A 22,591-nucleotide genomic window follows, 5' to 3' on the forward strand; every position below is an offset into this window, starting at 1 on the left:
CATTTTGGCCATGAGCGAACCGATCTCCGAACAGGCCGGCCTGGACGCCTGCGTCCCTCATATGGCTGCGGCCCAGCACGCCGCCGATGGTGCGATCGAAGCGGCCGCAACAAGGGAGAGGTCATCGATTGCCCCAGACCATGAGGCGCTGCCTAAGCCAGACGCCCCTAAAATCGAGGCGTTCAACGCCGAGGCCACAGGGATGGAGGCACCGAATCTCGGAGCTAAACCGGAGGCGGAGCCCAAAACCGAGGCAAAGCCCGGCAAGCTCATCGTGATAGCCCCCACGGAATGGTCTTCGGACCGGTCCACGAGCCGCGAGGACGGCGGCCCGCATGCGACTGAAGACTACGCGCGCGCGGTTGGCGGCAAGCGCCTGCTGGCTGGGATGGCAGCCGTGGTGGCGCTCGCAGCAGGCGTCGGCGCAATCAGCGGCGCGCTGGCGACAGTGGGCTTTACGCAGTTTGCGGCCAACTACGCGCCGGCGCCGGCGGCCGATAACAGCGGACTGAAAGCATCGATCGCTCGGATCGATGCCGATGTCATCGCGCTTAAAACCAGCCTCGAGAATACCTCCAAGACCGGCACAGACCATGTCAACCGGACCAACGACCGTCTCGACAGGCTCGAAAAGGCGCAAGCCGAACCGATGGCCAAGCTCGCAAAGCTGTCCGAGGCGGTGGAGAAGCTCCGAACCACACAGGCTGCGGTCCTCACACCGACTGCTCCGGCTCAGGCGACAACACCCGCAGCCTCCCCGCCTAAGATCGACGTCATCAAGCTCCCGACCGTTGAAGGCTGGCGCCTGCGCGACGTCGCCAACGGCGGCGCGCTGATTGAGGGCCGGGAAGGTCTCTATGAGGTCTATGCGGGTGATCCCCTGCCGGGCCTTGGCCGCATCGATGCAATTCGCCGTCAGGACGGCCGCTGGGTGGTCGTCACCAGCAAGGGCCTGATCATCGCGCACTGATCCTCCAACAGCCGATTTCAAGAAGAATTTCGTTTCGTAAATTCTTCGACGCCTTCGCTCGCGCCCTCGACGAAGGGCCGCTCGCGCTAACCGAAACGCCTTTTGGCGGTGTGAAAGAGATCGGAGAACGGGATCGAGGGGATGGATGCTTATCTGAACACGAAGTTCATCACCCAAACCCGCGCGTAGTTGCTGCTTCCACCGGCGTCGGACGCTCCCTTCGGCGCCTGAACAGAAGAAGCAAAACACTGCTCCGAAGCCAGCCATTCTAAGTAACAAAGTACGTTCAGTTCGGCGATCCGCCTCTCTTCATCGGGAAACCGTGCAACTCAGCGCGGCCGCAAATTGCGGCCGCTATCAGGTGTAGATGATGTCCTTGACCGCGAGCGGAAGTCTGTGAAGGACGGAGCGACAGTGTTCGGACGACATCCCAGCTCGGCGAGCCTTGCTCCGTAGGGCCGCAAAATCCGAATCGATTTCTTCAATCCGCGGGATCAGAGCCGCGGTGACGTCGACCGGGGAAAGCTCGGTGGCGCGGAACTGTTCCACCAACTCGACGATGCAGAAGCCGCTCGAGGATCAATTCCTCTGCCCGGTGTCCGCCCCCTCCGAGCGAACACCACTACGCCAGGCAATCACTACAGCTTGGTAACCAGAAAGTCGTCGGTGAACTCGCCCCGCGACACCTTGACCGGGATTTCCCCCTCGCTTCCCACTTCGAAGAGGTCCGATCCCGACTTGTTGTCCTTCGCCGTTAGCAGGTCTATGCGACCAGCAATCTGCTCCGCCTGCCAGGCGTTCAGCTTCCAGTTGAAACCGTCGGCGACTTTGCGCATACCGAACTCGTCGTCCGCAGCAACGAGCGTGACAGCAGTGCGCGATTTCGATCCCGGAATGCCCTCGGCGACCGACAATTCGTCCGCACCCTGGGCGTACTTGCGAAGGAAATGCGCGAGCGCGGTCAGGTCATCCTCATTTCCCAAGAAAAGAAAGATTGGATGGAAGTCGCTCGGCATGTAGTCGAATCTGAGCATGGCGTTGACCTTCTACCGATAGATCGTTTCAGACGCCTTCCGCCGCGCCCGTCACCTTCACGATATCCTGGGCGTGGCAAAGCTCGATCGCGCCGACTTCGCCGGGATTGCTGGGAACCTCGAGATATTTGACCTGAAGCCACATCCCGTCTTCCATGTTCTCGACCACTTCAGCCACGATACCCTCGCGAAGCTGAAGCTTGCTGCCGATTTTGACGTCCAGAACATTGATCATGGCGAATTGCCTCTTCCTGTTAGTTCAGAAAAACATGGTCAGGTTCTTCGCGAGCAGGACATTCTGTTCGAGAAGAATCTCTCGCCTGGCAACCTTCCAACTGGCTTCCGTGACCCGGATCGTATCGTTGCGCCGACCGACGAAGGTGTACGTCTCGTACTCGACGCGGTTCTGATAAACCAGAAAGCGGCTGGTGACCTCGAGCTCGCTCGGCTTGTTCAGATCGGGACGAACGGCCTTGATCTGAACGTTACTCACCATGTGCGTGATGCGGGACAGCGGCTCTTCAGCATAGTGAACTCCCGTCAGGATCTGATCGACGCGCTTGGACAACGTCCACTTATCTTCGTCGAACCAGCTCATCCCTTCGCCTTGCTTGGTATTCTCCCGCGCAGCATGTTGGCCGAACTTCACATTGCGGCGGATGGGCATGAAGTAGACGATATCATCGGCCAGCATGTCTAACCACTCGCGAAAGCGGCGCTCGTCGAGAAGGTCGGACTCGCGGTAATAGAAATCTTCGACATCGGCTTTCAGCCGGTAGTACTGCGACGTTCTTTCGATCGCCGAATTGCCGGTTGCGACCGTGGCAACCTTCTCCTGTTCCTGCACGACTGCGTTCATCGGGAAAGACTCCTGCGTTCGATTACATTAGGCAGCCGGCTTCGGCGGAACAGGACCGCCCTGATTGGCGAAGCAGCCGACATCGATTACGGTGCCGGACAAGGTCTCGGCCTCCGGCGAAAGAAGAAATGCTATGACATTGGCAATGTCGTCACCCGTGGCGACGCGGCCCGCTGCAGTACCCGGTGCCCCCTTGCCGAGGCGACTTTGGTCTCCCCCAACCCTTCCCAGGCTCATTCCGCTGATGATGCCGCCACCACCCGGAATGACCGTGTTCACCTTTATGCGGTCGTAAATGAAATCGTAGGCCATGGCGGTGCTCAGCGCGTGCAAACCGCCCTTGCTCGCGCTGTACACCGCCATGTTGGGCTTACCCCACCCTGCCCCCGAGCCGACATTAATGATGGCCCCCCCGCCCTGCTGCTTCATATGCGGCACGGCCATACGGCTCAGCAGAAACGGTCCTTTTAGGTTCACGCTGACGATCCGCTCGAACAACGCTTCGTCTGTGTCGAGGATCGTTCCCAACGGACCTATTGCCGCATTATTGACGATGGCGTCGATACGTCCATGCTTCTCCATGGTCGCATCGACGACCTTCTTGACGTCGGCAGCCTTGGACACGTCCGCTTCCAGGAGCATCGCAGCGAGCTTGCGAGAGGCAAGCTCGTCCCGTAGACTTGGAATCGCAGCCTGGGCGAGACTCGAGACCTGAGCGGATTCGAGACCGAATGCTACCACATCGTGGCCGCGCGCTGCGAGGCCGACTGTTATCGCTCGACCGATACCGAACGTGCCGCCGGAAACGATTACGACCTTTGCTGGATTGGTCACTCTGCTGCCTGCCTATTCCGGGCCGGGGAGCCCAGCAGTTCGTCCCAGTCGGCGCTGCGCATGTAAGATGCCCAGCGATTGTAAAAACCACGTGCAATCTGTTCCGTGATTTGAACGCTGACCTGACCACCCAGCTTGTGGTCGGTGGAATAGGCACCCATCGACTGCTGATAGTTGAATGGGTAGCGGCGAGCGACCGTGCCGGTGCTCGCGGCCGTCGCGTAGAGCCAGTTCTCCATGTCATCCTGCTCGGTCATGCCTGCCGGGCCCGAGTAGCGCATGTAGTACCGGCGCAGATAGTCCTTTGCTTCTTTCGGCGCGTCCTTGTCGACGAGGAAGAAGCGCCAGCCTTCTGTCGAGGTCGGGCTATGTGGATGCCAGGCGCAAAGCCCACGAGGCTGCCGGCCGTGATAGGAGGTATTCGGGAAGATCGTGCCCACGAACGGAAGAAGTTTTGCGTCCTCTCCCAGGCGCTTCTTGCGTTCCTCGAAGCAGTGCCGGAAGTATTCCTCCAAAATTGGATTGTCGAGGAACGACTCGACATACTGGTTCTCGTCGGGCTGAAGGGCACTGTGAACGCCGTGGCCCTGCGGGAAGCTGATCCAGACGTGCTGCGCTTTTTCGAGCTCGTCATCCCGCCGCCCCTTCTTGCCGGCGGCCGCGCTCGGTCCGATTCCGATCAGATCCACCGAGCGGTGGCTGGGATTGTGGTAGGTGTCACCGAGGAAGTTCTCGGCAGCGAATTTCCAGTTTGCAGGAAACACCCATTTGTGGACGCCGATCACCTCCGACCCGCCCTCGCGACCGTCGCGGCAGTCCAGAGCCTGATCGAGATGGATCTTCGCGTCGCCGAGATAGGTCAGGAAATCGGGAGCGCTCTTGTCCCACGTGGCCCAGATCGATCCCTTGTAGTTGTGGAGCTTCGCAACCGACACGAGCGAGTTGGCCTCGCGGTCCAGGACGCCGTCGTACAGGCTCTTGTAAAGCGGGACGCCCTGAAGCTTTCCGTCGGTCGTGTACGTCCAGCTATGATAGGGACAGGTGAACAGGGAGGTATTGCCGGACTCATATCGGCAGACCTTCATGCCGCGGTGTCGGCAGGAATTGAGGAAGACGTGGATCTCGTCCTTTTTGTCCCGACAGAGAATGACCGACTCCTCGCCCATGCGGGACGTGAAGAAGTCGCCGGGGTTGGGGATGAGGCTTTCGTGCCCGACCATCAGCCAAGCCCGCGTAAAAACCTTTTCGAGCTCCTCCTTGTAGACGTCCGCGTCCACGAAGATCTCGCGGCTGACGAAGCCCTTGTCGACGTCCACCAGTTTATCGAATTCGCTCTTCTGGGGCATGCATGTTCTCCAGATTGGATTGGGCGAGTATCGCCCGGTCTCAGGAAGGTCGTTTCGAGGCTCGCGACGGGCTAGGCCTCAGCCACCTCCTTCGCGGCATAGGCTTTAAGGTCGAAGTCTTCGGAGCGCGCAATGTCAGGCGTCACCCGGCCTAGCCTCCCCGATTTGAGCAAGGAGCGCGCGGCCATATGATCGGCCACTCGGTTGACGGATTCGACACACACGAGTGAGCCCGCTCGAAACAAGAAAACCGAAAAGCGGCCGCTCATATGGTCGCCCTTGGCGAATCTCTCATCGCCGGCCAGAGAGATCCCGGCGATCTGCAGCTTGTCCTCGCCCTGGTCGCTCCAGAACCATGGGACCGCACAGTACGCGGTCCGATTGCCCGTCAGCCGCGCCGCCACTAAGCGGCCGTGATCGACGGCGTTCTGCACCGACTCGACACGGAGCAGGCTCTTCGAAAACGCGTTCGGGTAGACTGCGCAGTCTCCAACCGCCGAAACGGACGGATCCGACGTCACCAGATGCGCGTCCACGATAATTCCGTTGTCCGTCGCAAGACCGGCTGCGTGAGCCAGCTCCGAATTCGGGATCACGCCGACGCCGATCAGGACGAGATCAGCCGGCAGGGCTTCATGCTGGGCGGTGTGAACCGACACCACGCGACCCGAGCTTCCCTCGATACGCTGGACCGTATCTCCGAATGAGAATGTGGTGCCGCGGTCCATGTGCCGCTGCGTGAAGTACGTCGACACTTCCGGCGTTACGGCGCGCGCCATAGGCCTCGATGCCGCTTCAACCACATGAACGCGAGTGCCCGATTTCGACGCCGCCGCCGCGAATTCCAGACCGATAAATCCGGCCCCGATGACCACCACGTTGCGGGCTGCTCCCATTCGCTCCCGCAGCACGGCAGCATCATCGAACGATCGAAGCGACAAGACGCCATCGAGCTCGACGCCTGGCAATTCGAGCGCGCGATTCCGGCTTCCCGTGGCCAGAACAAGCGCCTCATACTCGGTATGAGTTCCGGACCTGCCGATGACCTTGCGCGCCGCACGATCGACGGCGTCCACGTGTTCGGATACGATCGAAATCCCCGCGCGCGCGAAATAGTCGGGATTGCGCAGGTAAAGCCCCTCCTGCGCGATCTTCCCCATCATAAAGCCCTTCGACAGAGGTGGCTTTTGGTACGGTAACAGCTCTTCATTGTTGAAGATCGTTATTGGCTTGTCGTAACCTAGCTCGCGCAATGACAGGGCAACCTGCACACCCGCCTGCCCAGCTCCGACGATGACGGTGCCAGGCGCGCTCAAGATTGCGTCTCCGGGGTCCGAACGATCAGCCCGTCGAGCTCGTCGGACAATTCGATCTGGCAGCTCAGCCTGCTACAGCTCCGGCGCTCGCTTGCGGTGCATTCGAGCATTTCGTTCTCGTCGTCACCGGGCCCGCCGCACCGATCGACCCACGCCTCATCGACGTATACGTGACAGGTCGCACAGGATGCGGCTCCCCCACATTCAGCAAGAATGCCGGGCACTCCGTTGGTGAGTGCGGCCTGCATGACGCTCGTCCCTGCCACAGCCTCCACCGTCTGCTCGGTCCCGTCGAATTGAATGTATTTAACCGTCGGCATACGACGTCCTCGGATCGTCTGGTTCCACCCATCTCGACGGAGATAGTCTATCAGATGGACATCATTCTCAAAATATAACTCTGCGCTTTCCCAGCCCCTGTCAAGGGAGCGCGCGCCCGTCATTGTGGAAGTTAGCTATCCGCCACGGGTTGTGTCCACACAGTGGACACCGCCGCCCGCCCCGAGGCCCTATTCCTCTCAGCTTCCCGGGTCGTTTTCGGCTCTGAACGCGGCCTCGAGCCAAAAAGCTGCAACCCAGAGCTCTCGCCAGGTCCTCCAGCTCGACAGCAGCAGTTTCGCTCGACGCTTCATCGTCCTTTCCGACTCAGAGATGAATGCCGCCACCGTCGACCACGATCGTTTGGCCCTTGACGGACCCGCAGTCGATCGACACCAGGAACAGGGGTACGCGCGCGAGGTCTTCGGGTTGGCCTGTGCGTTTGATACTCTGGCGCTCGAGGATGTATTTGAAAGTCGCCTCGGTGACGACTTGTGTGTCCAAGCCGGTTTCTATCAGGGTCGACGTAATCGCATTCACGGTCACCCCATCCTCACCCACCTCCCGCGCCACGGAGCGGATTATTCCCAGCACCGCGGCTTTGGACGTGACGTAATGGAGGTAGTTGACACGTCCCATTGGCACCGTGGTCGAGGAGATGTTGACGATGCGGCCGGTCAGGTTGACGATTGTCTCGTCCATGACTACACGCAAGCGTCAGCGCAGTCTCGGCTGCGAAGACGGCCAGCACCTCTCGAAAAAAGTGCCGACGGCCGAAGCCGCCGGCAGTCTCGGGAGAAAATGCTTACGCGACGCAGATCAAACTACTTGACGAGATTACAGCCGCCATCTTTTTCTGCTCGAAAAGCCTTATCGCCAGGAATCGTGGCGATACGCTCGTAATAGTCCCAGGGAGCCTTGCTCGCCGACGGCGCCTTCACGCGATAAAGGCCGAGGTCGTAGATCACCCGACCATCTTGCCGGATCCGCGCAGGACGACCGAAGAAATCGACCGGCATACTGCGCATCTGTGCATTTACTGTCTTGGCTTCATCCGTTCCGGCGGCCTCGATCGCTTTGAAGTAGTGCTTCACGGAGGCGTATGTCGCCGCCTGAAGCTTGGTCGGCATCCGTTTTTCAATCGCAAAGAACCGCTTGGCGAACGCCCGGGTGCCGTCGTCATCATTCCAGTAATACTGGGACGCGAGATACATACCCTGGGCATCATTTAGCCCAACTGAGTGTACGTCGGCGATGAAGGTGAGTAGCCCAACGAGCGCCTGGCCGGCCGCCTGGATCCCGAATTCATGCGCCTGTTTGACGGCGTTAACGGTGTCGGAACCTGTACTGGCAAGTGCGATCACCTTCGCCCCGGACGACTGCGCGGTCAGGAGAAACGAAGAGAAATCGGGGGAACCATAGGGGTAGCGGACACTGCCCACGACCTTGCCGCCATTCTTCACCAGCGCCTCGGAAGCATCCCGCAGCATCGCCGTACCAAAGGAATAGTCGACCGCAACAATGAACCAATCTTTACCAAGGCGCGCCATCGCCTCCGGCACGATACCCGTCGAAAGAGCAAACGTATCGTCCGCCCAATGAGTGATAATCGCAGAGCAATTCGCACCGGTCAGATCGGACGTCGCCGCGCCCGAAATCAGGACGGAGCGATTGCTTTGCGTCGCAAGCCCCGCCACGGCAAGCCCAACCGAACTCACCGCAAGATCCGTGATCGCGTCGACATGGTCCACGTCGAACCATTGTCGCGCGACGTTGACAGCCACGTCCGGCTTACCCTGGTGATCGCCCGAGATCACCTGAATGGGCTTACCCAACACCTCGTTGTTGAAATCCTCAGCCGCCAACTTTGCCGCAGTTACCGATCCTGGCCCCCCAAGATCCCTGCCGACACCGTATTCGCCAAGGACCCCAATCTTGACGACTCCGTCGGAGATACCGCCGGCAGCGGATTGGGCCAAGCAATGCAGAGGCGTCATCGCAGCTGCAAGGATTATCGCTACTCCCAGCCTGATCCGCATCCGCCTCATTCCCCTCCCTTATGTCCATTGTACGGACATTGTGTCCACGTATTAGCGCCATGCAAACGGATCGTCAACCGCCCGAACTCGACGTTCGCAAAGCCGACACCTGCAGAATTGTCAGGGCTTGTATGGGCCGAGAGCTTGCTTGGCTCGATCCGCGAACTCGAGATCCAGAAGATCCTTGACCTCGGTCTTTCCCTGGATGAGGCCGCGCTCCTTGAAGAAGGCGTAAGCCTGCTCGAGCTTGGCGAGGTCGGGCCTGCCGTTGGGATCACAGCCGCTGGGATTCATCGCCTTGATCAGGGACGGGTCTTCTACTTCAAAGAAGCTCAGATAGGCTTTGACGACCTTCTCGCCCAAAGGCCCGGAGTCGAGCTGACCGCCGCGGTAGGCATCATTCACCACGCGACAACCGCGCAGGAACGCCCGCATGAATGCGTCGGCAACCTTCGCGCGGCTCTTCATGAAAGAATCCGCGTAGATTATCACACCGAGATTTCCGTTGGTGTCCACCTTGTCGCCACGGGCGATCTCCACGCCCGCCCCGCTCCTGGGAGCGAAGGTCGCATGCGCAAGCGCTGCGATCATATCGGAGTGTCCCAGATAAGTCGGACTAACGTCGTCGTACGACAATCCACCCTGTTTGAGCACTGGATTAAGCGTCGATTCCGCAGGCCGCCCTTCGATTGTGTGCCGATCCGCAACCCCTTGAGGTCGGCGTATCCCTTGTACCGACCGCTGTCATAAATGTCCTTTCGGAGCGGAAGACGATAGTAGCCGAAGCCAGGCCTCGTTGAACCGCGATCGGAGACAATCTTGAACTCGACGCCGCGGTTGGAGAGGTTGTACAGGCCAGCCGCAACGATGCCGGCTGCGATGTCGAGTCGGCCGGTGCCGAGAGGAGCCACCATCTGCGCGCCCGACTTGAAGGGCACGATCTCCAAGCTAAGCCCTTCCTTCTCGAAAACCCTTCTTGAAGCGCGAGATACATCGGCAGATCGCTCGTTGTGCCGAGAACTCCGATCTTCACTGTCTCCGCGAACGACTGAAAGACGAATAGGAGCAAACCGGACACGGCGAGTGCGGCGACGTGGCTGACGGTGCGTAAGCGAGGCATCTGGCGACCTTCCCCGGTACACGTCCATTGTATGGACATTTGTTTCATGTTGCCTATAAGGGAGGTCTCGGGACGTTTGGCTGGATCATCTCTGATTTCTGCGAACGAGCTGTTCGACGCGTCTTTTGTCCCGGCTCGGGGTTCATCTATCGCATCCATACTCGAACCGCCGGCCACGGGCCGACAATAGAAGGACGCAAGATCATGCAACAAACTGGCGGTGACGCACTAGCGAACCAGCTCGTCCGAGAAGGGGTCAAACACGTATTCGGCGTTCCCGGCGTGCAGCTCGACTGGGCGGTGGATGGCCTTCGGAAGGTAGCCGACAGGATCCGCTATATCGTGCCAAGGCACGAGCAGGCCACGTCCTACATGGCGGACGGATATGCCCGCACCTCGCGCTCTGCAGGAGTTTGTATGGTCGTGCCCGGGCCGGGTCTCCTCAATGCGATGGCCGGACTTTCGACCGCCTATGCTTGCAGTTCTCGCGTGGTCTGCATCTCAGGCGACATTCATTCGTCAGCAATCAACAAAGGTCTGGGGCTTCTGCACGAAATCCGCAATCAATCATTTATCCTCGGATCGGTTACGAAATGGCACGGACGCGCCGATCGTCCAGTCGATGTACCGAACATCGTTCGTAGCGCATTTGACGCGCTCGAAACCGGCAGGCCACAGCCGGTTGGGCTCGAAATTCCCCATGACGTGCTGAGCACAAGCGCCGAAATTGACTGTGTCGACCCCGCCCCGGCAGAGCGTGCCTGCGTGGACAAGCTGCAGATCGAACAGGCGGCCGCGCTTTTAACCGCTGCCAAGTTTCCGATTCTCTATGTTGGCGGCGGAGTTCTCGCGGGCCGTGCCTCGGAGGCACTCATATCGTTTGCCGAGAAGCTTCAGATACCGATCGTCATGGGTGAAAACGGGCGCGGCTCCATCTCGGATAGGCACCCCCTCGCACTGAATACGCTCGATGGACGCGCGGTGTTTCCGCATGCGGACGTCGTGGTGGTCGTCGGCAGCAGGTTCGTGGACACGGCATTGGGCAAGCCGTCCTGGCCAGCTGACGGCAAAGCGTACGTGTTCATCAATCTGGATCCAGATGTCTTTGGACCGCCACGAACCTGCTCTGTCGCCATTAAAGCAGATTGCGCGGCGGCGCTGCGAGCGCTGGAGCAAGCCTGCCCGAAGCGGCGGCCAATCTCCGTGGACCTCGATAAGGTGCGTCATTGGGCACGCGGCCAGATGGACGAGATCGAGCCGCAAGGAGCGTGGGTCAGAGCCCTGCGTGAGGGCATTCCGGACGACGGCATTCTCGTCAACGAACTCACGCAAGTCGGATACTTCGCGCGCCTGGGCTATCCCGTATACGCACCCGGCACTTTCATCACTCCCGGCTATCAGGGCACTCTCGGCTATGGTTTTCCGACCGCCTTGGGGGCCGCGGTCGCCAATCCTGATCGTGTGGTCGTCAGCATAAATGGGGATGGCGGCTTCGGTTGGAACATTCAGGAACTCGCGACTGCTCGGAAATACGACCTCAACGCTACCATCGTGATCTTCAACGACGGACACTTCGGAAACGTCCGGAAGATGCAGCAGGACCAGTTCGGAAGGGAATTCGGCGTCGAGCTGCTCAATCCGAAGTACGATCGCTTGGCGGAGGCTTTCGAGATCCCATATGAGCGGGCCGACGATCCGCAACAATTATTGACTCTCCTGAAGCGGCGCGCGGGCGAACGAGGTCCCCTCGTCGTGGAGGCCCGCGTGGCTCCCATGCCGAGCCCTTGGCATCTGCTTCGCCTCGTTCCCCCTCCTTTCGCCTCGGATCGGAAAGCCCCCGATGCCGCGACCGTCATCAACGCGAAGTGAGGTCTCAATGAAGCACGTCGACGACAACTTCATCGACGGAAAGTGGTCCAAAGCGGGCGGTAGCGAACGCACCACGGTCGTCAATCCTACCACAGAAGCGGATTACGCGACGGTTGCACACGGATCCCGTATGGATGTCGCTTCCGCGGCGGAAGCTGCGGCCAAGGCATTTCCTGACTGGAGCTCCATGGCAGCCGGGGCGCGGGCCGCCATCCTCGAACGGACTCTCAAGGAGATCGAGAACCGAACGGACGCCTTCGTGGAAGCCATGGCCAGGGAAATTGGCGTTCCCGTCTGGTTCGGAAAGATGCTCCAACTGCCCATGCCGCTCCGAAACGGAGCCGTCGCAGTCGAAGCCATACGTTCGATGCGTTGGCGCGAATTCATGGGCCCGTCGCTCGTCAGCCGCGTCCCGGTGGGTGTGATCGGCGCCATCACTCCGTGGAATGCTCCGTTGCATCAGATTGTCGCGAAGGTGATGGCGGCGCTAGCTGCTGGCTGCACGGTTATTCTCAAGCCGAGCGAGATCGCACCGTCGACTGCCATTCTGTTTACCGAATCCCTTGCTGCCGCCGGGCTCCCGCCTGGTGCGTTCAACATGGTTTGGGGAGGGCCAGAGGTCGGTTCGGCGATCTGCAGCCATCCGGACATCGATATGGTGAGCTTCACAGGGTCGGAGCGTGTCGGCATGGCCGTTGCCGAAGCAGCCGGCCGGCGCGGCAAACGGGTCGTCCTCGAGCTGGGCGGCAAGTCCGCAGCGGTCATCCTGGATGACGCTCCTTTGGAGAAAGCTATCCCGGCTGTTTTGACATCCTGTTTCGCGAACAGCGGCCAGACGTGCGTCGCCCAGTCGCGCATGGTCGTGCCGCGCCGCTTGCGCGGCGAGATCGAGGATCTCTGCCGCGACGCAATGAAGACATGGACTGTCGGCGATCCCCTAGATCCAAGCACACGCTTAGGGCCGCTAGCCACATCGGCGCATTACCGGCGCGTGAGGGAGTACATCGCTCGTGGTGCTGCCGAAGGCGCGAAGGCGATCGAGGGTTCTGGCGAGCGAATCGAACCCGAGCGCGGTTATTTCGTTTTGCCAACGGTATTTTCCCGAGTCGAACCGTCGATGATTATTGCGACAGAGGAGATATTTGGGCCGGTTCTGTCGGTGATCGCCTACGACGATGAACGTGAGGCGATCGCGATCGCGAACGATACCTCCTATGGCCTATCGGGCAGTGTCTGGGGCTCGGACAATGAACGCGCGCTGCGCGTCGCATGCCAGCTCCGTACTGGGCAGGTCAGTCTCAACGGCGCCCCACAGAATTTTCTGACTCCTTTCGGAGGCTTCAAGAAGTCGGGATTCGGTAGGGAGAACGGTCGCTTCGGGGTCGAGGAGTTCCTGCAGTACCAGGCGATCCACGGGGCAGCGGCCGTACCGGACGCGTAACAGACGTGCTTTCGGGAGCGCCTGAAACAAAGCGCAGGATCTTACGATCCTGCGCTTCACAGGCCGAAGGCGACGTCCGTCGGTCGGGATGCCAAATTGCGAGCTCTCTCAATCACCCGGCTGGTGGCCGGCCGAGCCTTAGGTCTTCTCAACGAGCTTCACGAGTGGCTTCATCTTGTCCGACTGTTCGCGGATGAACAAAGCGAACTCCTTGGCTCCTAGGAACGCAGACTGGCACGCCAGGCGTTCCACACGCGCAGATACGTCTGTATCCGACATCGCCTTGCTCAAAGCCCCCGAGAACTGATCGATTACCTCGGCGGGAAGAGCCGACGGACCGAACATCCCGAGCCAGGCCGGAACGTCGAACCCCTTCAGACCTTGCTCGGCAATAGTCGGGATTTCCGGAGCGATGGAGAATCGCTTCGCAGCGGTGACTCCGATAGGAACCAGATTGCCGGCCTTGATTTGTTCGGCGACCGAAGTCAGATCCACGCAAGCGAGCGGCAACTGCCCCCCCAGCACATCAGTGGTTGCCGGCGCGCTACCACGGTAAGGGACATGCTCCAGTTTCGCTCCGGTCATCTGCTTCAGTACCTCGATAGAGAGGTGCTGCGAAGAGTTTACTCCGGTCGACCCGAAGCTGAGCCCTTGCGCGGTCTCCTTTGACTTGGCGACAACGTCGCTTATCGACCGCAAACCAGACGACGGGCTCGCAACCAGAACCAACGGTATATCGACGAGCTTGGCGATCGGCGCGAGTTGCTTGATCGGATCGAACGCAGGGGCGCCGGCAACGTGTGGATTAACAACGACCGCACCAGTAGCGCCGATTCCAATAGTGTTGCCATCGGCTGATGCTCGCGAGACTGCCATCAGGCCCAACGCCCCGCCTCCTCCTACCCGATTGTCGACGACGATAGTCATCTTCAAGCTGTCCGACAGGTAGGTTCCGACGGTTCGCGCAATGCCATCCGAAGAGGCTCCAGGAGCAAACGGCACGATGATGGTGACCGGCCCGGACGCATTTGCAAGCGCGCGCGATGTCGAAACAGCGAGCGTGCCAAAGATGATGGTTCGCCTTGAAATCAGCATGCGCCCTCCTTCGTGTTATTCGCCTTAGCGCGGCGTGCCCCATGGGACGACAACGCGTTCGATCTCGTTGAACACGATCGTGAGTGCGAAACCGATGACTGCGATGACCAGAATACCGGCATACATTGTATCGACCACGAGAAGTTCCCAAGAATTCCAGATCATGTAGCCCAGCCCCTTCTTCGCTCCGACCATCTCGGCCAGCGCAATCAACACGAGGCCAAGCCCTGCGCCGAGCTTGACTCCCGTCATGATAAAAGGAAGTGCCCCAGGGAGAGCGATCGTGCGGAAGGTTTGCCAAGGCGTCGCCTTGAAATGCGTACCGACTTCGAAATAGACCTTGTTGATGGCAAGAACGCCGGCGAGAGTATTGATGGCGACAGGATAGAACACGCCTATCGCCACCATGGCGATCTTGGAGCCCTCGCCTAGTCCGAAGATCAGCAGCAAGAGAGGCAGGATCGCGCTCTTTGGTATCGGGTAGGTTGCCGCGATCAATGGATCGACCACCAGCCTGAGTGGCCGGGACAGACCCATTGCGATGCCGATTGCCAGAGCGGGAATTCCGCCGACGAAAAAGCCGATTGCCAATCTCTGGAGGCTCGCTTCGGTGTTCGACCAGAGCTCGCCGGATACCGCAAGCGCTTTCAAGGCATGGAAGATCGTGCTCGGAATCGGAAAATAGCGCTGATCGAGGAGGCCAGCGCGACCACAAAGCTCCCAGACGATGAGCAGCATGATTGGCGACACTATCGTCATCACCCGTTCGAGCAGCGCCGGGCTTAGCCGGAGCGAACCGCTGCTCGCCGATGGCGCCGATGCAATGGAGACGAAGGTTGCCGGTTCGTCGGAAACTGACATGACCCTATTCCTTTATCTGGCGTTCGCTTTGGAGGCGCGCTTGCTGCACCTCCTCCCGAAGATGACCCCAGATCTGGTAGACGAGCTCTCCGTAGGCCGGCTGTGCTCGAAGCTCGATCACCTTCCGCGGTCGCTCGAAGGGCACGTCGACGACCGCTTTGACGCGGCCGGGGTGAGCCGTCATGACCATGATCTTATCACCGAGGGTGACCGCCTCATCCACGCTGTGCGTGATGAACAGTACCGTCTTCTTGGTCTCTTCCCAGATACGAAGCAGTTCCTCCTGAAGGAGCGTCTTGTTTTGCTCGTCGAGCGCTGAGAACGGCTCATCCATCAGAAGCACCTCGGGATCATTGGCGAACGCGCGTGCAATCGATACACGCTGGCGCATGCCGCCGGAGAGTTGGTGCGGATAGGCCTTCGAGAATTTCGTCAGACCGGTCCGATCGAGATAATGACCGACGATCTCGGCGATTTCTGTCTGGGGAACGCCCCTCAGCTTCAACGCATAGGCCGCGTTGTCCCAAACCGTCATCCAGGGGAAGATTGCGTCCCCTTGGAACACCATCGACATTCGAGGCGATTTACCGCCGGTCTGCGCGCATTCCACGCGTCCGGCGCTGGGCCTTTCAAGGCCGGCCAACATGCGAAGCAGCGTGGTCTTCCCGCAGCCGCTCGGCCCGACGATGACGAAGAACGAACCGTCGGAAATCTCCAAAGAGACGCCGTCGATGGCTGTGAACACCCGATCACCGGTCTTAAAGTGCTTCTGCACATCGGAAAAGCGCACCTTGCACGTTGAGGCGCGCACAGCGGCGGCTTGCTGCCCGAGAGGCATCTCGACGACCGCCCCTCCGGCGAAGTTCGCAAATTTTGTCATGGCCTACCTGATAGTCGGTTGCTCAATTCGTCTTGCTATTGGTTTCGAGCTCCCTTACCGCGCGCTCGGCGAAGGACATGTCGAGCAACTGCTCGATGTCGACATCCCCCTGGATCAGACCGCGAGCTTTGAAGAACGCGTAGTCCTTTTTGAGCCCCCCGACGTTGAGTTTGCCGTCGGGATTACAGCCATGCGGAACCATCGCACGGATCAGCGCCTCGTCTTTCAATTGCGTATATGACTTGTATGATGCGACGACCTTCTCCGCGGCCTCGTTGTTCAGCATCTTTCCGTCTTTGTAGGCGGATTCAAACAGTCGGCATCCTCTCAGGAACGCTTTCATGAAGCCTACGGCTGTCGTCGCGCGGTTCTTCATCAGCGTGCCGGAATAGATCATCACCCCGAGCACGTCGTTCGGGTAAATCTGATCGCCGGTCACCACACGCACCGCCGATCCTTGGTTAAGCGCCACGGTCGCATGGGGCTCGGTCACGAAGGCTGCGTCGATGGCCTTGTTGCCAAGCGCCGCGGCCAGTTCGGAATGCCCCAGATAAGTGACGTCTACGTCGTCCAACGTTAGACCGCCAAGCTTGAGGAGCTCGCTCAGCGTCGACTCGGCAGCCCCGCCCTTCGACTGGGTACCGATCTTCATGCCTTTGAGATCAGCGTAAGTCTTGTACTTGCCGCTCTCGACAAGGTCCTTGCGCACGAGAAATTGCATGTAGCCGTGACCTGGCGGCATCGACGCTCTGTCAGACACGATCTTGAGGTCGACGCCGCGAACCGAAAGATTGTTCAATCCAGCGGCAACCACCCCGGCTGCAACATCGAGTTGTCCGGTACCGAGCGGCGCGACCATTTGGGCGCCAGACTTGAACGGTACGAATTCGACCTCGAGCCCCTCGGCTTTGAAATAGCCCTCCGACTGCGCCAAATGGAGCGCCACGTCGCCGGTGGAACCAAGGACGCCAACTTTGACGATCGATGGCTGCTGCGCCTCTGCATTGGAAAAAGCCGCGGCAATGATCAGCACGAAAGATGCAATGACCGAGCTCATTCGAAGGACGCGCGGCGACAACTGCTGACTTCCCTTCCAACTCCGCATGCAAATCCTCCCAATGTCCATCACGTGGACACCATTGTCATTTTTGTGTATCGGCAAGTCTGGAATGAGTCAAGTAGCGGAGAAGTCGCGCCTAGAGGCGCACCATCGGTTTTTCCGCAATTGACTACTTAACATGTTAAGTATATGGGAACGGCGGCATCGAGCAAAAACCTGGGGAACAAGGAGCGCGAGGAATGTCGGATCTCGGTACAAATCTTTTGAAAGCGGACAAATACCTCGCACGCTTCAAGACGGACGGTGTTCTCAATCATATCGCCGGCAAGGCGTTGCCCGCACTGGACGGCTCGACCTTCGAGACGCTGTCTCCCGTCGATTTGAAGTGCATCGCAAAGGTTGCCCACGGCAAAGCGGCAGATGTTGATCGCGCTGCCGCCGCCGCTAAGAGCGCCTTCCCCGGTTGGGCCGCTATGGATGGCGAGAAGCGCAAAGATCTCCTGCACCAGATCGCCGATGCTATCGTTGCGCGGGCCGAAGAGATCGCATTTGTCGAATGCATGGACACCGGTCAGTCCTTGAAGTTCATGGCGAAGGCGGCGCTGAGAGGTGCGGAGAATTTTCGATTCTTCGCCGATCGCGCGCCCGCGGCGCGAGACGGCGATACTTTGCATGCTCACGGCCAGATCAACATGACCAGCCGGCAGCCAATCGGTCCGGTCGGCATCATCACGCCGTGGAACACCCCCTTCATGCTCTCGACGTGGAAGATCGCGCCAGCACTAGCCGCGGGCTGCACGATCGTTCATAAGCCGGCGGAGTTCTCTCCCATTACGGCGCGGCTACTGGTCGAGATCGCTGAAGAAGCCGGTCTTCCGCCCGGCGTCTGGAATCTGGTCAATGGCCTCGGAGAGGACGCGGGCAGGGCGCTCACCGAGCATCCCGACATCAAGGCGATCGGATTCGTCGGCGAAAGCCGAACGGGCTCGCTCATCATGAAGCAGGGCGCCGACACGCTGAAGCGCGTGCACTTCGAACTCGGCGGCAAAAATCCGGTGATTGTCTTCGCGGACGCCGACCTCGAACGGGCAGCAGACGCGGCCGTGTTTATGATCTACTCGCTCAATGGCGAGCGCTGCACGTCCTCGTCGCGGTTGTTGGTCGAGAAGTCTGTCTACCCGCAATTCGCAGGCATGGTTGCCGACAGGGCGAAACGAATTCCGGTCGGTCATCCGCTCGACCCCAAAACCGTCGTTGGTCCGTTGATCCATCCGGTCCACGAAAAGAAGGTGCTCGAATACATCAAGATCGGCAGCAGCGAAGGCGCAACCTTGTCCGCAGGCGGTGAAAAGATCACCGGTCCAGGCGGAGGCTGCTATGTCACTCCGACACTGTTCACGGACGTGACGAACGACATGCGCATCGCGCAGGAAGAAATCTTTGGTCCAGTATTGAGTGCGATCTCGTTCAAGGACGAGGCGGAAGCGCTCCAGATCGCGAATGATACACAATACGGTCTGACTGGATATCTTTGGACATCTGACGTCACGAGGGCCTTTCGCTTCACCAATGCGCTTCAGGCCGGAATGATCTGGGTCAACTCGGAAAACGTCCGTCATCTCCCGACGCCGTTCGGCGGATTGAAGAGTTCGGGAATCGGCCGCGACGGCGGTGATTGGTCCTTCGACTTCTACATGGAAACGAAAAACGTCGCGTTCGCTATGACCGAGCACACGATCCAGAAACTTGCTCGTTGACAGGAGGCATCAATGCCCATTCCCGCTCCCAATCTCTACCCTCCATTCAATATCGTTCGGCTGAGCCACGTCGAGCTCGCCGTCACCGATTTGCCCAAGGCTCGCGCGTTTTACGTCGACACCTTGGGGCTGCAGGTAACCGACGAAACGTCGGACACCATCTACCTTCGAGCTCTCGAGGAGCGCGGGCATCATTGCATCGTCCTCAAGAAAAACACTCACGCGGTGGCCCGGGAACTTGGATTCAAGGTCTTCGGCGAAGAGGATCTCGAAAAGGCCGCTCATTTCTTCAAGGGCTGCAATTTGCCGGTAGAATGGGTCGAGCGGCCCTATCAGTCCCGCACCTTCCGCACCAGGGACCCACATGGCATTCAGCTAGAATTCTACTCAAAAATGGATCGGCTCTCGCCGATTCACCAGAAGTACGAGCTGTACAAGGGCGTGAAGCCTCTGCGCATCGATCACTTCAACTGCTTCTCTCCGGACGTCGATGCTTCAGTCGCCTTCTACAACGAGATCGGCTTTCGGGTCACCGAATACACTGAGGATGAAGAGACCGGTCGCTTGTGGGCTGCGTGGACTCATCGCAAGGGCGGGGTGCACGATATCGCCTTCACCAACGGCCGCGGCCCTCGACTGCATCACACCGCGTTCTGGGTCCCTACCCCGCTCAATATTATCGATCTCTGCGACTTGATGGCAACCACCGGTTGGCTGAAGAACATTGAGCGCGGCCCCGGCCGGCATGGCATTTCGAACGCGTTCTTCCTCTACATCCGCGATCCTGACGGTCATCGGATCGAGATTTACTGTTCGGACTACCAGACGGTCGATCCGGATCTCGAACCTATTAAGTGGGACCTCAAGGACCCCCAGCGCCAAACACTTTGGGGAGCTCCAGCGCCCAAATCCTGGTTTGAAGAGGGTAGCCATTTCGCTGACGCCCCAGTCCGCGATTCCGCCTTGGCCGCTCAGCCGATCGTAGCGCCCTGAACCGAACATTCGCCAACGATCGACCGAGGACAATTGTGCCTCGGTCGCGCTGGCTGCCGAGGAGATCAGATCATGAACTTCAACTATGGACGCCTCTCCAGCGTTTCCGTAAAGGGAAAAGCGCGATATGGCGCGATCACCGACAAAGGGTTTATCGATCTGGCAGCCAGATTCGAGAGCACTTGGCCGACGCTTCGGCATGCAATCGAGAACAATGCGCTCGAACAATTGAGGGATGCCAGCCTTGGCCTGCGGGAAGACCTGCCACTTTCAGGTCTGACGTTTCTGTCCCCTATCCCCGATCCGGAAAAGATCATCTGCGTCGGTGTGAACTATCCCGATCGCAACGAAGAGTACAAGGACGGCCAAGCGGCCCCGCAAAATCCATCGCTGTTTCCCCGTTTTCTGCGATCTTTTGTGGGCCACGAGACCCCATTGAGCCGACCGCCGGAATCGCCTCAGCTGGACTACGAGGGTGAAGTCGTACTGGTCATTGGTAAAGGTGGTCGTCGCATCCCAGAAGGCACGGCGCTCGATCACATCGCAGCCGTAACGCTCTGCAACGAGGGAACGATCCGCGATTGGGTCAGGCACGCGAAATTCAACGTCACGCAGGGAAAGAATTTCGACGGCACCGGCGCGATTGGCCCTTGGCTCGTGCCGTTCAAGGACGAGAGCCAGATAGCTGACATCGAGCTCACCACCCGGGTGAACGGGATTGTTCGCCAGCAGGATCGAACAAGTCGAATGATTTTTCCGTTCCGACGACTGATCAGTTACATCTCGACGTTCACCACTCTTGCCCCCGGCGACGTGATCGTCACCGGCACCCCCACCGGGGCTGGAGCTAGAATGGATCCGCCGGTCTGGCTCAAGCCAGGGGACATCGTCGAAGTCGAAGGCGATGGTCTGGGAACACTCAGAAACGGCGTCGCGGACGAGCCGGTCATGCCCCCTTAGGCCGGGTCTCTAAGGTCAAAACCGTGCCGATCCGGCCACTTTCAGGACCCGTCCGTCCCGAAGTGTCCGTTCCACTGGCCGGACTCCTGCTCCGGATCGGCGTTTCGTAAACTTTTTCGACCTATTAAACCGCGGCTGGACTATTGCCAGCCGCGCCCATCGGATATTGTCGAGGTAGATCAAGCAGATTCCAGCTCTCGAGACCAGATGGCAAAGAAGCGAAAGACGGCTGCAAGTGAGTCCGACACCGGCATGTCTAGCGTCCGCGCGGTGGACCGCGCGATCGCAATTTTGCAATGCTTTTCCGCCGACCAACCAGCGATGAGCGTTATCGAAATTCAAAAGCGGGTCGGCCTCAGCCGACCAACCCTGTATCGGCTTCTGCACACGCTTTCGACCTGCGGGTTGATCCATGCCGAAGGCGATCCGCAAAGGTTCAAGCTCGCGCACGGGGTCATGAAGCTTTCGCATGTCTGGTTAAAGGGTCTCGATGTCGTCAATGTGGCTCGCCCAATTCTGGAGGAGTTGCGCGACGTCACGGGCGAAACTGCCGCATTGTTTCGCCTTGAGGAAGACCGCAGCATCTGCATTCTCGAATGCGAAAGCCGGCATGTCCTGACGATTAGCCGTGGCATCGGATCTTCGATGAAGATACCGCAAGGCGCGACGGGAAAGGCAATGCTCGCGTTTATGCCGGCCGAGCGGCAAGCAGAATTCCTGTCGGAAATGCCCAGGGATGCTCAACGGAGCAACCTTGAAGAGGCGCTCCGCGCCGCTGCGCACAACGGTTACACCATCAGTCGGGGAGAGATCTTTGTTGGCGCCATCGCCGTCGCAGCCCCCTATTTCGATCACAGGGGAAGCGTCGTCGGATCGGTCGGTCTTTATGGGCCTGCTGCACGCGTCAGCGAGGAGAAGATCTCGGAATTTGCCAGGTTGATCCGTGAGGCCGGCCACAAGATTTCGACGCTGCTTGGTTTCCAGCAACCCGCGTCGAGTGCCATTGCTCAAGATTCGAAATCCGCGGACCTTGCTCCGATGAAGCGCCCGCGCAAGGCCGCCAAGGTCTGATCCGCCAGACGAAAGCTCGTAAGCACGGGCACTCTCCACCATTAGTTGACGCATCGGCCGGGGGACGGCCGTCAAGACGCGGCGGCCCTCCAAGGTCCGCCGGCACTGGTGCATGCACTTTTATCTTGGGGGTTTGTCGATTGCACAACATCTGAAACGCGTGTCCGGCTGGTAGACATACCGTAAGAAACCGGATAGAGACCTCTGATGCGCAAGGCCTTCAGGCCGACACACACACACAGATCTCCGGTGGTAAGCATAGCATGGCCGATCAGGTCGGAACGCAGGCCGTCTGTAGTGGACCTGTCGGGCTAACCCTAGCGATGGGCCTCGCCCAACGCGGTGTGCGGACCGTTATCGCCGAACTGCGCCACAAGGGTGAACCGCCGAGCGTTAAGTGCAATCACGTCTCCGCACGCTCCATGGAGATTTTTCGGCGTTGCTGTGTTTGCAGGGCCGTCCAGGAGGCTGGCCTACCTCCCGATTACCCCAACGACGTCTCGTACCGCGTCAGTTTCACCGGAAAGGAACTTTCGCGAAGCCCAATCCCATGCCGGAGCGATTCAGCGCGCGGTGATCCAGATACCTGGTGGCCGGCTCCCGAGCCCCCACATCGCGTAAACCAGATTTATCTCGAACCGACCTTGTTTTCGCATGCGCAAACCATTCCCGGGTTCACGCTATTGAATCGCGTGGAGATCGAGCACTTCGAGCAAACATCAAGCGGCGCTCTGTCCGCGCCGGCGCCTCTCGGGAGCAAGTAAGGAT

23 protein-coding genes are annotated in these 22,591 nt (G+C 59.5%); 8 read left to right on the forward strand and 15 right to left on the reverse strand.

Annotated features, from left to right (window positions below; genetic code table 11):
• Positions 1-10: 10 nt before the first annotated feature.
• Positions 11-970, forward strand: coding sequence for a hypothetical protein (locus tag NLM32_RS34125; RefSeq protein WP_375143600.1), 960 nt, complete (start codon positions 11-13; stop codon positions 968-970).
• Between the two features lie 638 nt (positions 971-1,608).
• Here the strand turns inward: NLM32_RS34125 and NLM32_RS34130 are convergent.
• The 11 genes from NLM32_RS34130 to NLM32_RS34180 form a co-directional block, all read right to left on the reverse strand.
• Positions 1,609-2,004 carry a hypothetical protein gene (locus NLM32_RS34130; protein WP_254133098.1) on the reverse strand — a complete coding sequence of 132 codons (396 nt, stop codon included), beginning with the start codon at positions 2,002-2,004 and terminating at the stop codon, positions 1,609-1,611.
• 28 nt (positions 2,005-2,032) lie between these two features.
• Positions 2,033-2,239 carry a hypothetical protein gene (locus tag NLM32_RS34135; RefSeq protein ID WP_254133099.1) on the reverse strand — a complete coding sequence of 69 codons (207 nt, stop codon included), beginning with the start codon at positions 2,237-2,239 and terminating at the stop codon, positions 2,033-2,035.
• A gap of 24 nt (positions 2,240-2,263) precedes the next feature.
• The gene (locus tag NLM32_RS34140; protein ID WP_254133100.1) at positions 2,264-2,863 is read right to left on the reverse strand and encodes a 3-phenylpropionate/cinnamic acid dioxygenase subunit beta; all 600 of its coding nucleotides are present in this window, start codon (positions 2,861-2,863) and stop codon (positions 2,264-2,266) included.
• A gap of 27 nt (positions 2,864-2,890) precedes the next feature.
• The gene (locus tag NLM32_RS34145) at positions 2,891-3,697 is read right to left on the reverse strand and encodes an SDR family NAD(P)-dependent oxidoreductase (RefSeq protein WP_254133101.1); all 807 of its coding nucleotides are present in this window, start codon (positions 3,695-3,697) and stop codon (positions 2,891-2,893) included.
• A complete protein-coding gene (locus NLM32_RS34150) occupies positions 3,694-5,043 on the reverse strand; it encodes an aromatic ring-hydroxylating dioxygenase subunit alpha (protein ID WP_254133102.1) in 1,350 nt (449 codons plus the stop codon). Before NLM32_RS34150 ends, NLM32_RS34145 begins: the two co-directional genes overlap by 4 nt.
• A 71-nt stretch (positions 5,044-5,114) precedes the next feature.
• Positions 5,115-6,359 (reverse strand): NAD(P)/FAD-dependent oxidoreductase, encoded by a 1,245-nt coding sequence (locus tag NLM32_RS34155; RefSeq protein WP_254133103.1) that lies wholly within the window; start codon positions 6,357-6,359, stop codon positions 5,115-5,117.
• Positions 6,356-6,679: a 2Fe-2S iron-sulfur cluster-binding protein gene (locus tag NLM32_RS34160; RefSeq protein ID WP_254133104.1), complete on the reverse strand. Its 324-nt coding sequence runs from the start codon at positions 6,677-6,679 to the stop codon at positions 6,356-6,358. Before NLM32_RS34160 ends, NLM32_RS34155 begins: the two co-directional genes overlap by 4 nt.
• A gap of 325 nt (positions 6,680-7,004) precedes the next feature.
• The gene (locus NLM32_RS34165; protein ID WP_254133105.1) at positions 7,005-7,379 is read right to left on the reverse strand and encodes an SDR family NAD(P)-dependent oxidoreductase; all 375 of its coding nucleotides are present in this window, start codon (positions 7,377-7,379) and stop codon (positions 7,005-7,007) included.
• 122 nt (positions 7,380-7,501) lie between these two features.
• Complete coding sequence (locus tag NLM32_RS34170; RefSeq protein WP_309144868.1) at positions 7,502-8,716, reverse strand: ABC transporter substrate-binding protein; 1,215 nt, start codon at positions 8,714-8,716, stop codon at positions 7,502-7,504.
• A 120-nt stretch (positions 8,717-8,836) separates the two neighbouring features.
• Positions 8,837-9,307, reverse strand: coding sequence for a hypothetical protein (locus tag NLM32_RS34175; protein ID WP_254133107.1), 471 nt, complete (start codon positions 9,305-9,307; stop codon positions 8,837-8,839).
• The gene (locus NLM32_RS34180; protein ID WP_254133108.1) at positions 9,304-9,663 is read right to left on the reverse strand and encodes a hypothetical protein; all 360 of its coding nucleotides are present in this window, start codon (positions 9,661-9,663) and stop codon (positions 9,304-9,306) included. The genes NLM32_RS34175 and NLM32_RS34180 overlap by 4 nt, the downstream gene beginning before the upstream one ends.
• Before the next feature lie 377 nt (positions 9,664-10,040).
• Here NLM32_RS34180 and NLM32_RS34185 point away from each other — a divergent pair, with 377 nt between their 5' ends.
• Together NLM32_RS34185 and NLM32_RS34190 are read left to right on the forward strand one after the other, a co-directional pair.
• Positions 10,041-11,705 carry a thiamine pyrophosphate-dependent enzyme gene (locus NLM32_RS34185; protein ID WP_254133109.1) on the forward strand — a complete coding sequence of 555 codons (1,665 nt, stop codon included), beginning with the start codon at positions 10,041-10,043 and terminating at the stop codon, positions 11,703-11,705.
• Between the two features lie 7 nt (positions 11,706-11,712).
• Positions 11,713-13,146: an aldehyde dehydrogenase family protein gene (locus tag NLM32_RS34190; RefSeq protein WP_254133110.1), complete on the forward strand. Its 1,434-nt coding sequence runs from the start codon at positions 11,713-11,715 to the stop codon at positions 13,144-13,146.
• 138 nt (positions 13,147-13,284) lie between these two features.
• Here the strand turns inward: NLM32_RS34190 and NLM32_RS34195 are convergent, their stop codons facing one another.
• The 4 genes from NLM32_RS34195 to NLM32_RS34210 all read right to left on the reverse strand — a co-directional run bounded on the left by NLM32_RS34195 (position 13,285) and on the right by NLM32_RS34210 (position 17,087).
• Positions 13,285-14,241 (reverse strand): tripartite tricarboxylate transporter substrate binding protein, encoded by a 957-nt coding sequence (locus NLM32_RS34195; RefSeq protein WP_254133111.1) that lies wholly within the window; start codon positions 14,239-14,241, stop codon positions 13,285-13,287.
• A 24-nt stretch (positions 14,242-14,265) separates the two neighbouring features.
• Complete coding sequence (locus tag NLM32_RS34200; RefSeq protein WP_254133112.1) at positions 14,266-14,979, reverse strand: ABC transporter permease; 714 nt, start codon at positions 14,977-14,979, stop codon at positions 14,266-14,268.
• Between the two features lie 127 nt (positions 14,980-15,106).
• Positions 15,107-15,982, reverse strand: a complete 876-nt coding sequence (locus NLM32_RS34205) for an ABC transporter ATP-binding protein (protein ID WP_254133113.1) — start codon at positions 15,980-15,982, stop codon at positions 15,107-15,109.
• A gap of 22 nt (positions 15,983-16,004) precedes the next feature.
• A complete protein-coding gene (locus NLM32_RS34210) occupies positions 16,005-17,087 on the reverse strand; it encodes an ABC transporter substrate-binding protein (RefSeq protein ID WP_254133114.1) in 1,083 nt (360 codons plus the stop codon).
• A gap of 194 nt (positions 17,088-17,281) precedes the next feature.
• Between NLM32_RS34210 and hpaE the strand changes: the two genes are divergently transcribed.
• The 5 genes from hpaE to NLM32_RS34235 all read left to right on the forward strand — a co-directional run bounded on the left by hpaE (position 17,282) and on the right by NLM32_RS34235 (position 22,587).
• Positions 17,282-18,799: a 5-carboxymethyl-2-hydroxymuconate semialdehyde dehydrogenase gene (gene hpaE / locus NLM32_RS34215; RefSeq protein WP_254133115.1), complete on the forward strand. Its 1,518-nt coding sequence runs from the start codon at positions 17,282-17,284 to the stop codon at positions 18,797-18,799.
• 12 nt (positions 18,800-18,811) lie between these two features.
• Positions 18,812-19,792, forward strand: a complete 981-nt coding sequence (gene hpaD / locus NLM32_RS34220; RefSeq protein WP_254133116.1) for a 3,4-dihydroxyphenylacetate 2,3-dioxygenase — start codon at positions 18,812-18,814, stop codon at positions 19,790-19,792.
• 72 nt (positions 19,793-19,864) lie between these two features.
• Entirely contained in the window at positions 19,865-20,752 is an 888-nt protein-coding gene (locus NLM32_RS34225; protein WP_254133117.1) for a fumarylacetoacetate hydrolase family protein, read from the forward strand.
• Between the two features lie 207 nt (positions 20,753-20,959).
• Entirely contained in the window at positions 20,960-21,823 is an 864-nt protein-coding gene (locus tag NLM32_RS34230; RefSeq protein ID WP_254133118.1) for an IclR family transcriptional regulator, read from the forward strand.
• A gap of 263 nt (positions 21,824-22,086) precedes the next feature.
• Positions 22,087-22,587 carry an FAD-dependent monooxygenase gene (locus NLM32_RS34235; protein ID WP_309144869.1) on the forward strand — a complete coding sequence of 167 codons (501 nt, stop codon included), beginning with the start codon at positions 22,087-22,089 and terminating at the stop codon, positions 22,585-22,587.
• Positions 22,588-22,591: the final 4 nt, after the last annotated feature.

It is taken from the genome of Bradyrhizobium sp. CCGUVB14 (assembly GCF_024199935.1).
GTDB lineage: Bacteria > Pseudomonadota > Alphaproteobacteria > Rhizobiales > Xanthobacteraceae > Bradyrhizobium.

Excerpts from the sequence above, each read along its gene's own strand:
- NLM32_RS34125 (WP_375143600.1), top strand. The coding sequence starts at position 11 with ATGAGCGAACCGATCTCCGAACAGGCCGGCCTGGACGCCTGCGTCCCT.
- NLM32_RS34130 (WP_254133098.1), bottom strand. The coding sequence starts at position 2,004 with ATGCTCAGATTCGACTACATGCCGAGCGACTTCCATCCAATCTTTCTT.
- NLM32_RS34135 (WP_254133099.1), bottom strand. The coding sequence starts at position 2,239 with ATGATCAATGTTCTGGACGTCAAAATCGGCAGCAAGCTTCAGCTTCGC.
- NLM32_RS34140 (WP_254133100.1), bottom strand. The coding sequence starts at position 2,863 with ATGAACGCAGTCGTGCAGGAACAGGAGAAGGTTGCCACGGTCGCAACC.
- NLM32_RS34150 (WP_254133102.1), bottom strand. The coding sequence starts at position 5,043 with ATGCCCCAGAAGAGCGAATTCGATAAACTGGTGGACGTCGACAAGGGC.
- NLM32_RS34160 (WP_254133104.1), bottom strand. The coding sequence starts at position 6,679 with ATGCCGACGGTTAAATACATTCAATTCGACGGGACCGAGCAGACGGTG.
- NLM32_RS34165 (WP_254133105.1), bottom strand. The coding sequence starts at position 7,379 with ATGGACGAGACAATCGTCAACCTGACCGGCCGCATCGTCAACATCTCC.
- NLM32_RS34170 (WP_309144868.1), bottom strand. The coding sequence starts at position 8,716 with ATGCGGATCAGGCTGGGAGTAGCGATAATCCTTGCAGCTGCGATGACG.
- NLM32_RS34175 (WP_254133107.1), bottom strand. The coding sequence starts at position 9,307 with ATGATCGCAGCGCTTGCGCATGCGACCTTCGCTCCCAGGAGCGGGGCG.
- NLM32_RS34185 (WP_254133109.1), top strand. The coding sequence starts at position 10,041 with ATGCAACAAACTGGCGGTGACGCACTAGCGAACCAGCTCGTCCGAGAA.
- NLM32_RS34190 (WP_254133110.1), top strand. The coding sequence starts at position 11,713 with ATGAAGCACGTCGACGACAACTTCATCGACGGAAAGTGGTCCAAAGCG.
- NLM32_RS34195 (WP_254133111.1), bottom strand. The coding sequence starts at position 14,241 with ATGCTGATTTCAAGGCGAACCATCATCTTTGGCACGCTCGCTGTTTCG.
- NLM32_RS34200 (WP_254133112.1), bottom strand. The coding sequence starts at position 14,979 with ATGCTGCTCATCGTCTGGGAGCTTTGTGGTCGCGCTGGCCTCCTCGAT.
- NLM32_RS34205 (WP_254133113.1), bottom strand. The coding sequence starts at position 15,982 with ATGACAAAATTTGCGAACTTCGCCGGAGGGGCGGTCGTCGAGATGCCT.
- NLM32_RS34210 (WP_254133114.1), bottom strand. The coding sequence starts at position 17,087 with ATGCGGAGTTGGAAGGGAAGTCAGCAGTTGTCGCCGCGCGTCCTTCGA.
- hpaE (WP_254133115.1), top strand. The coding sequence starts at position 17,282 with ATGTCGGATCTCGGTACAAATCTTTTGAAAGCGGACAAATACCTCGCA.
- hpaD (WP_254133116.1), top strand. The coding sequence starts at position 18,812 with ATGCCCATTCCCGCTCCCAATCTCTACCCTCCATTCAATATCGTTCGG.
- NLM32_RS34225 (WP_254133117.1), top strand. The coding sequence starts at position 19,865 with ATGAACTTCAACTATGGACGCCTCTCCAGCGTTTCCGTAAAGGGAAAA.
- NLM32_RS34230 (WP_254133118.1), top strand. The coding sequence starts at position 20,960 with ATGGCAAAGAAGCGAAAGACGGCTGCAAGTGAGTCCGACACCGGCATG.
- NLM32_RS34235 (WP_309144869.1), top strand. The coding sequence starts at position 22,087 with ATGGCCGATCAGGTCGGAACGCAGGCCGTCTGTAGTGGACCTGTCGGG.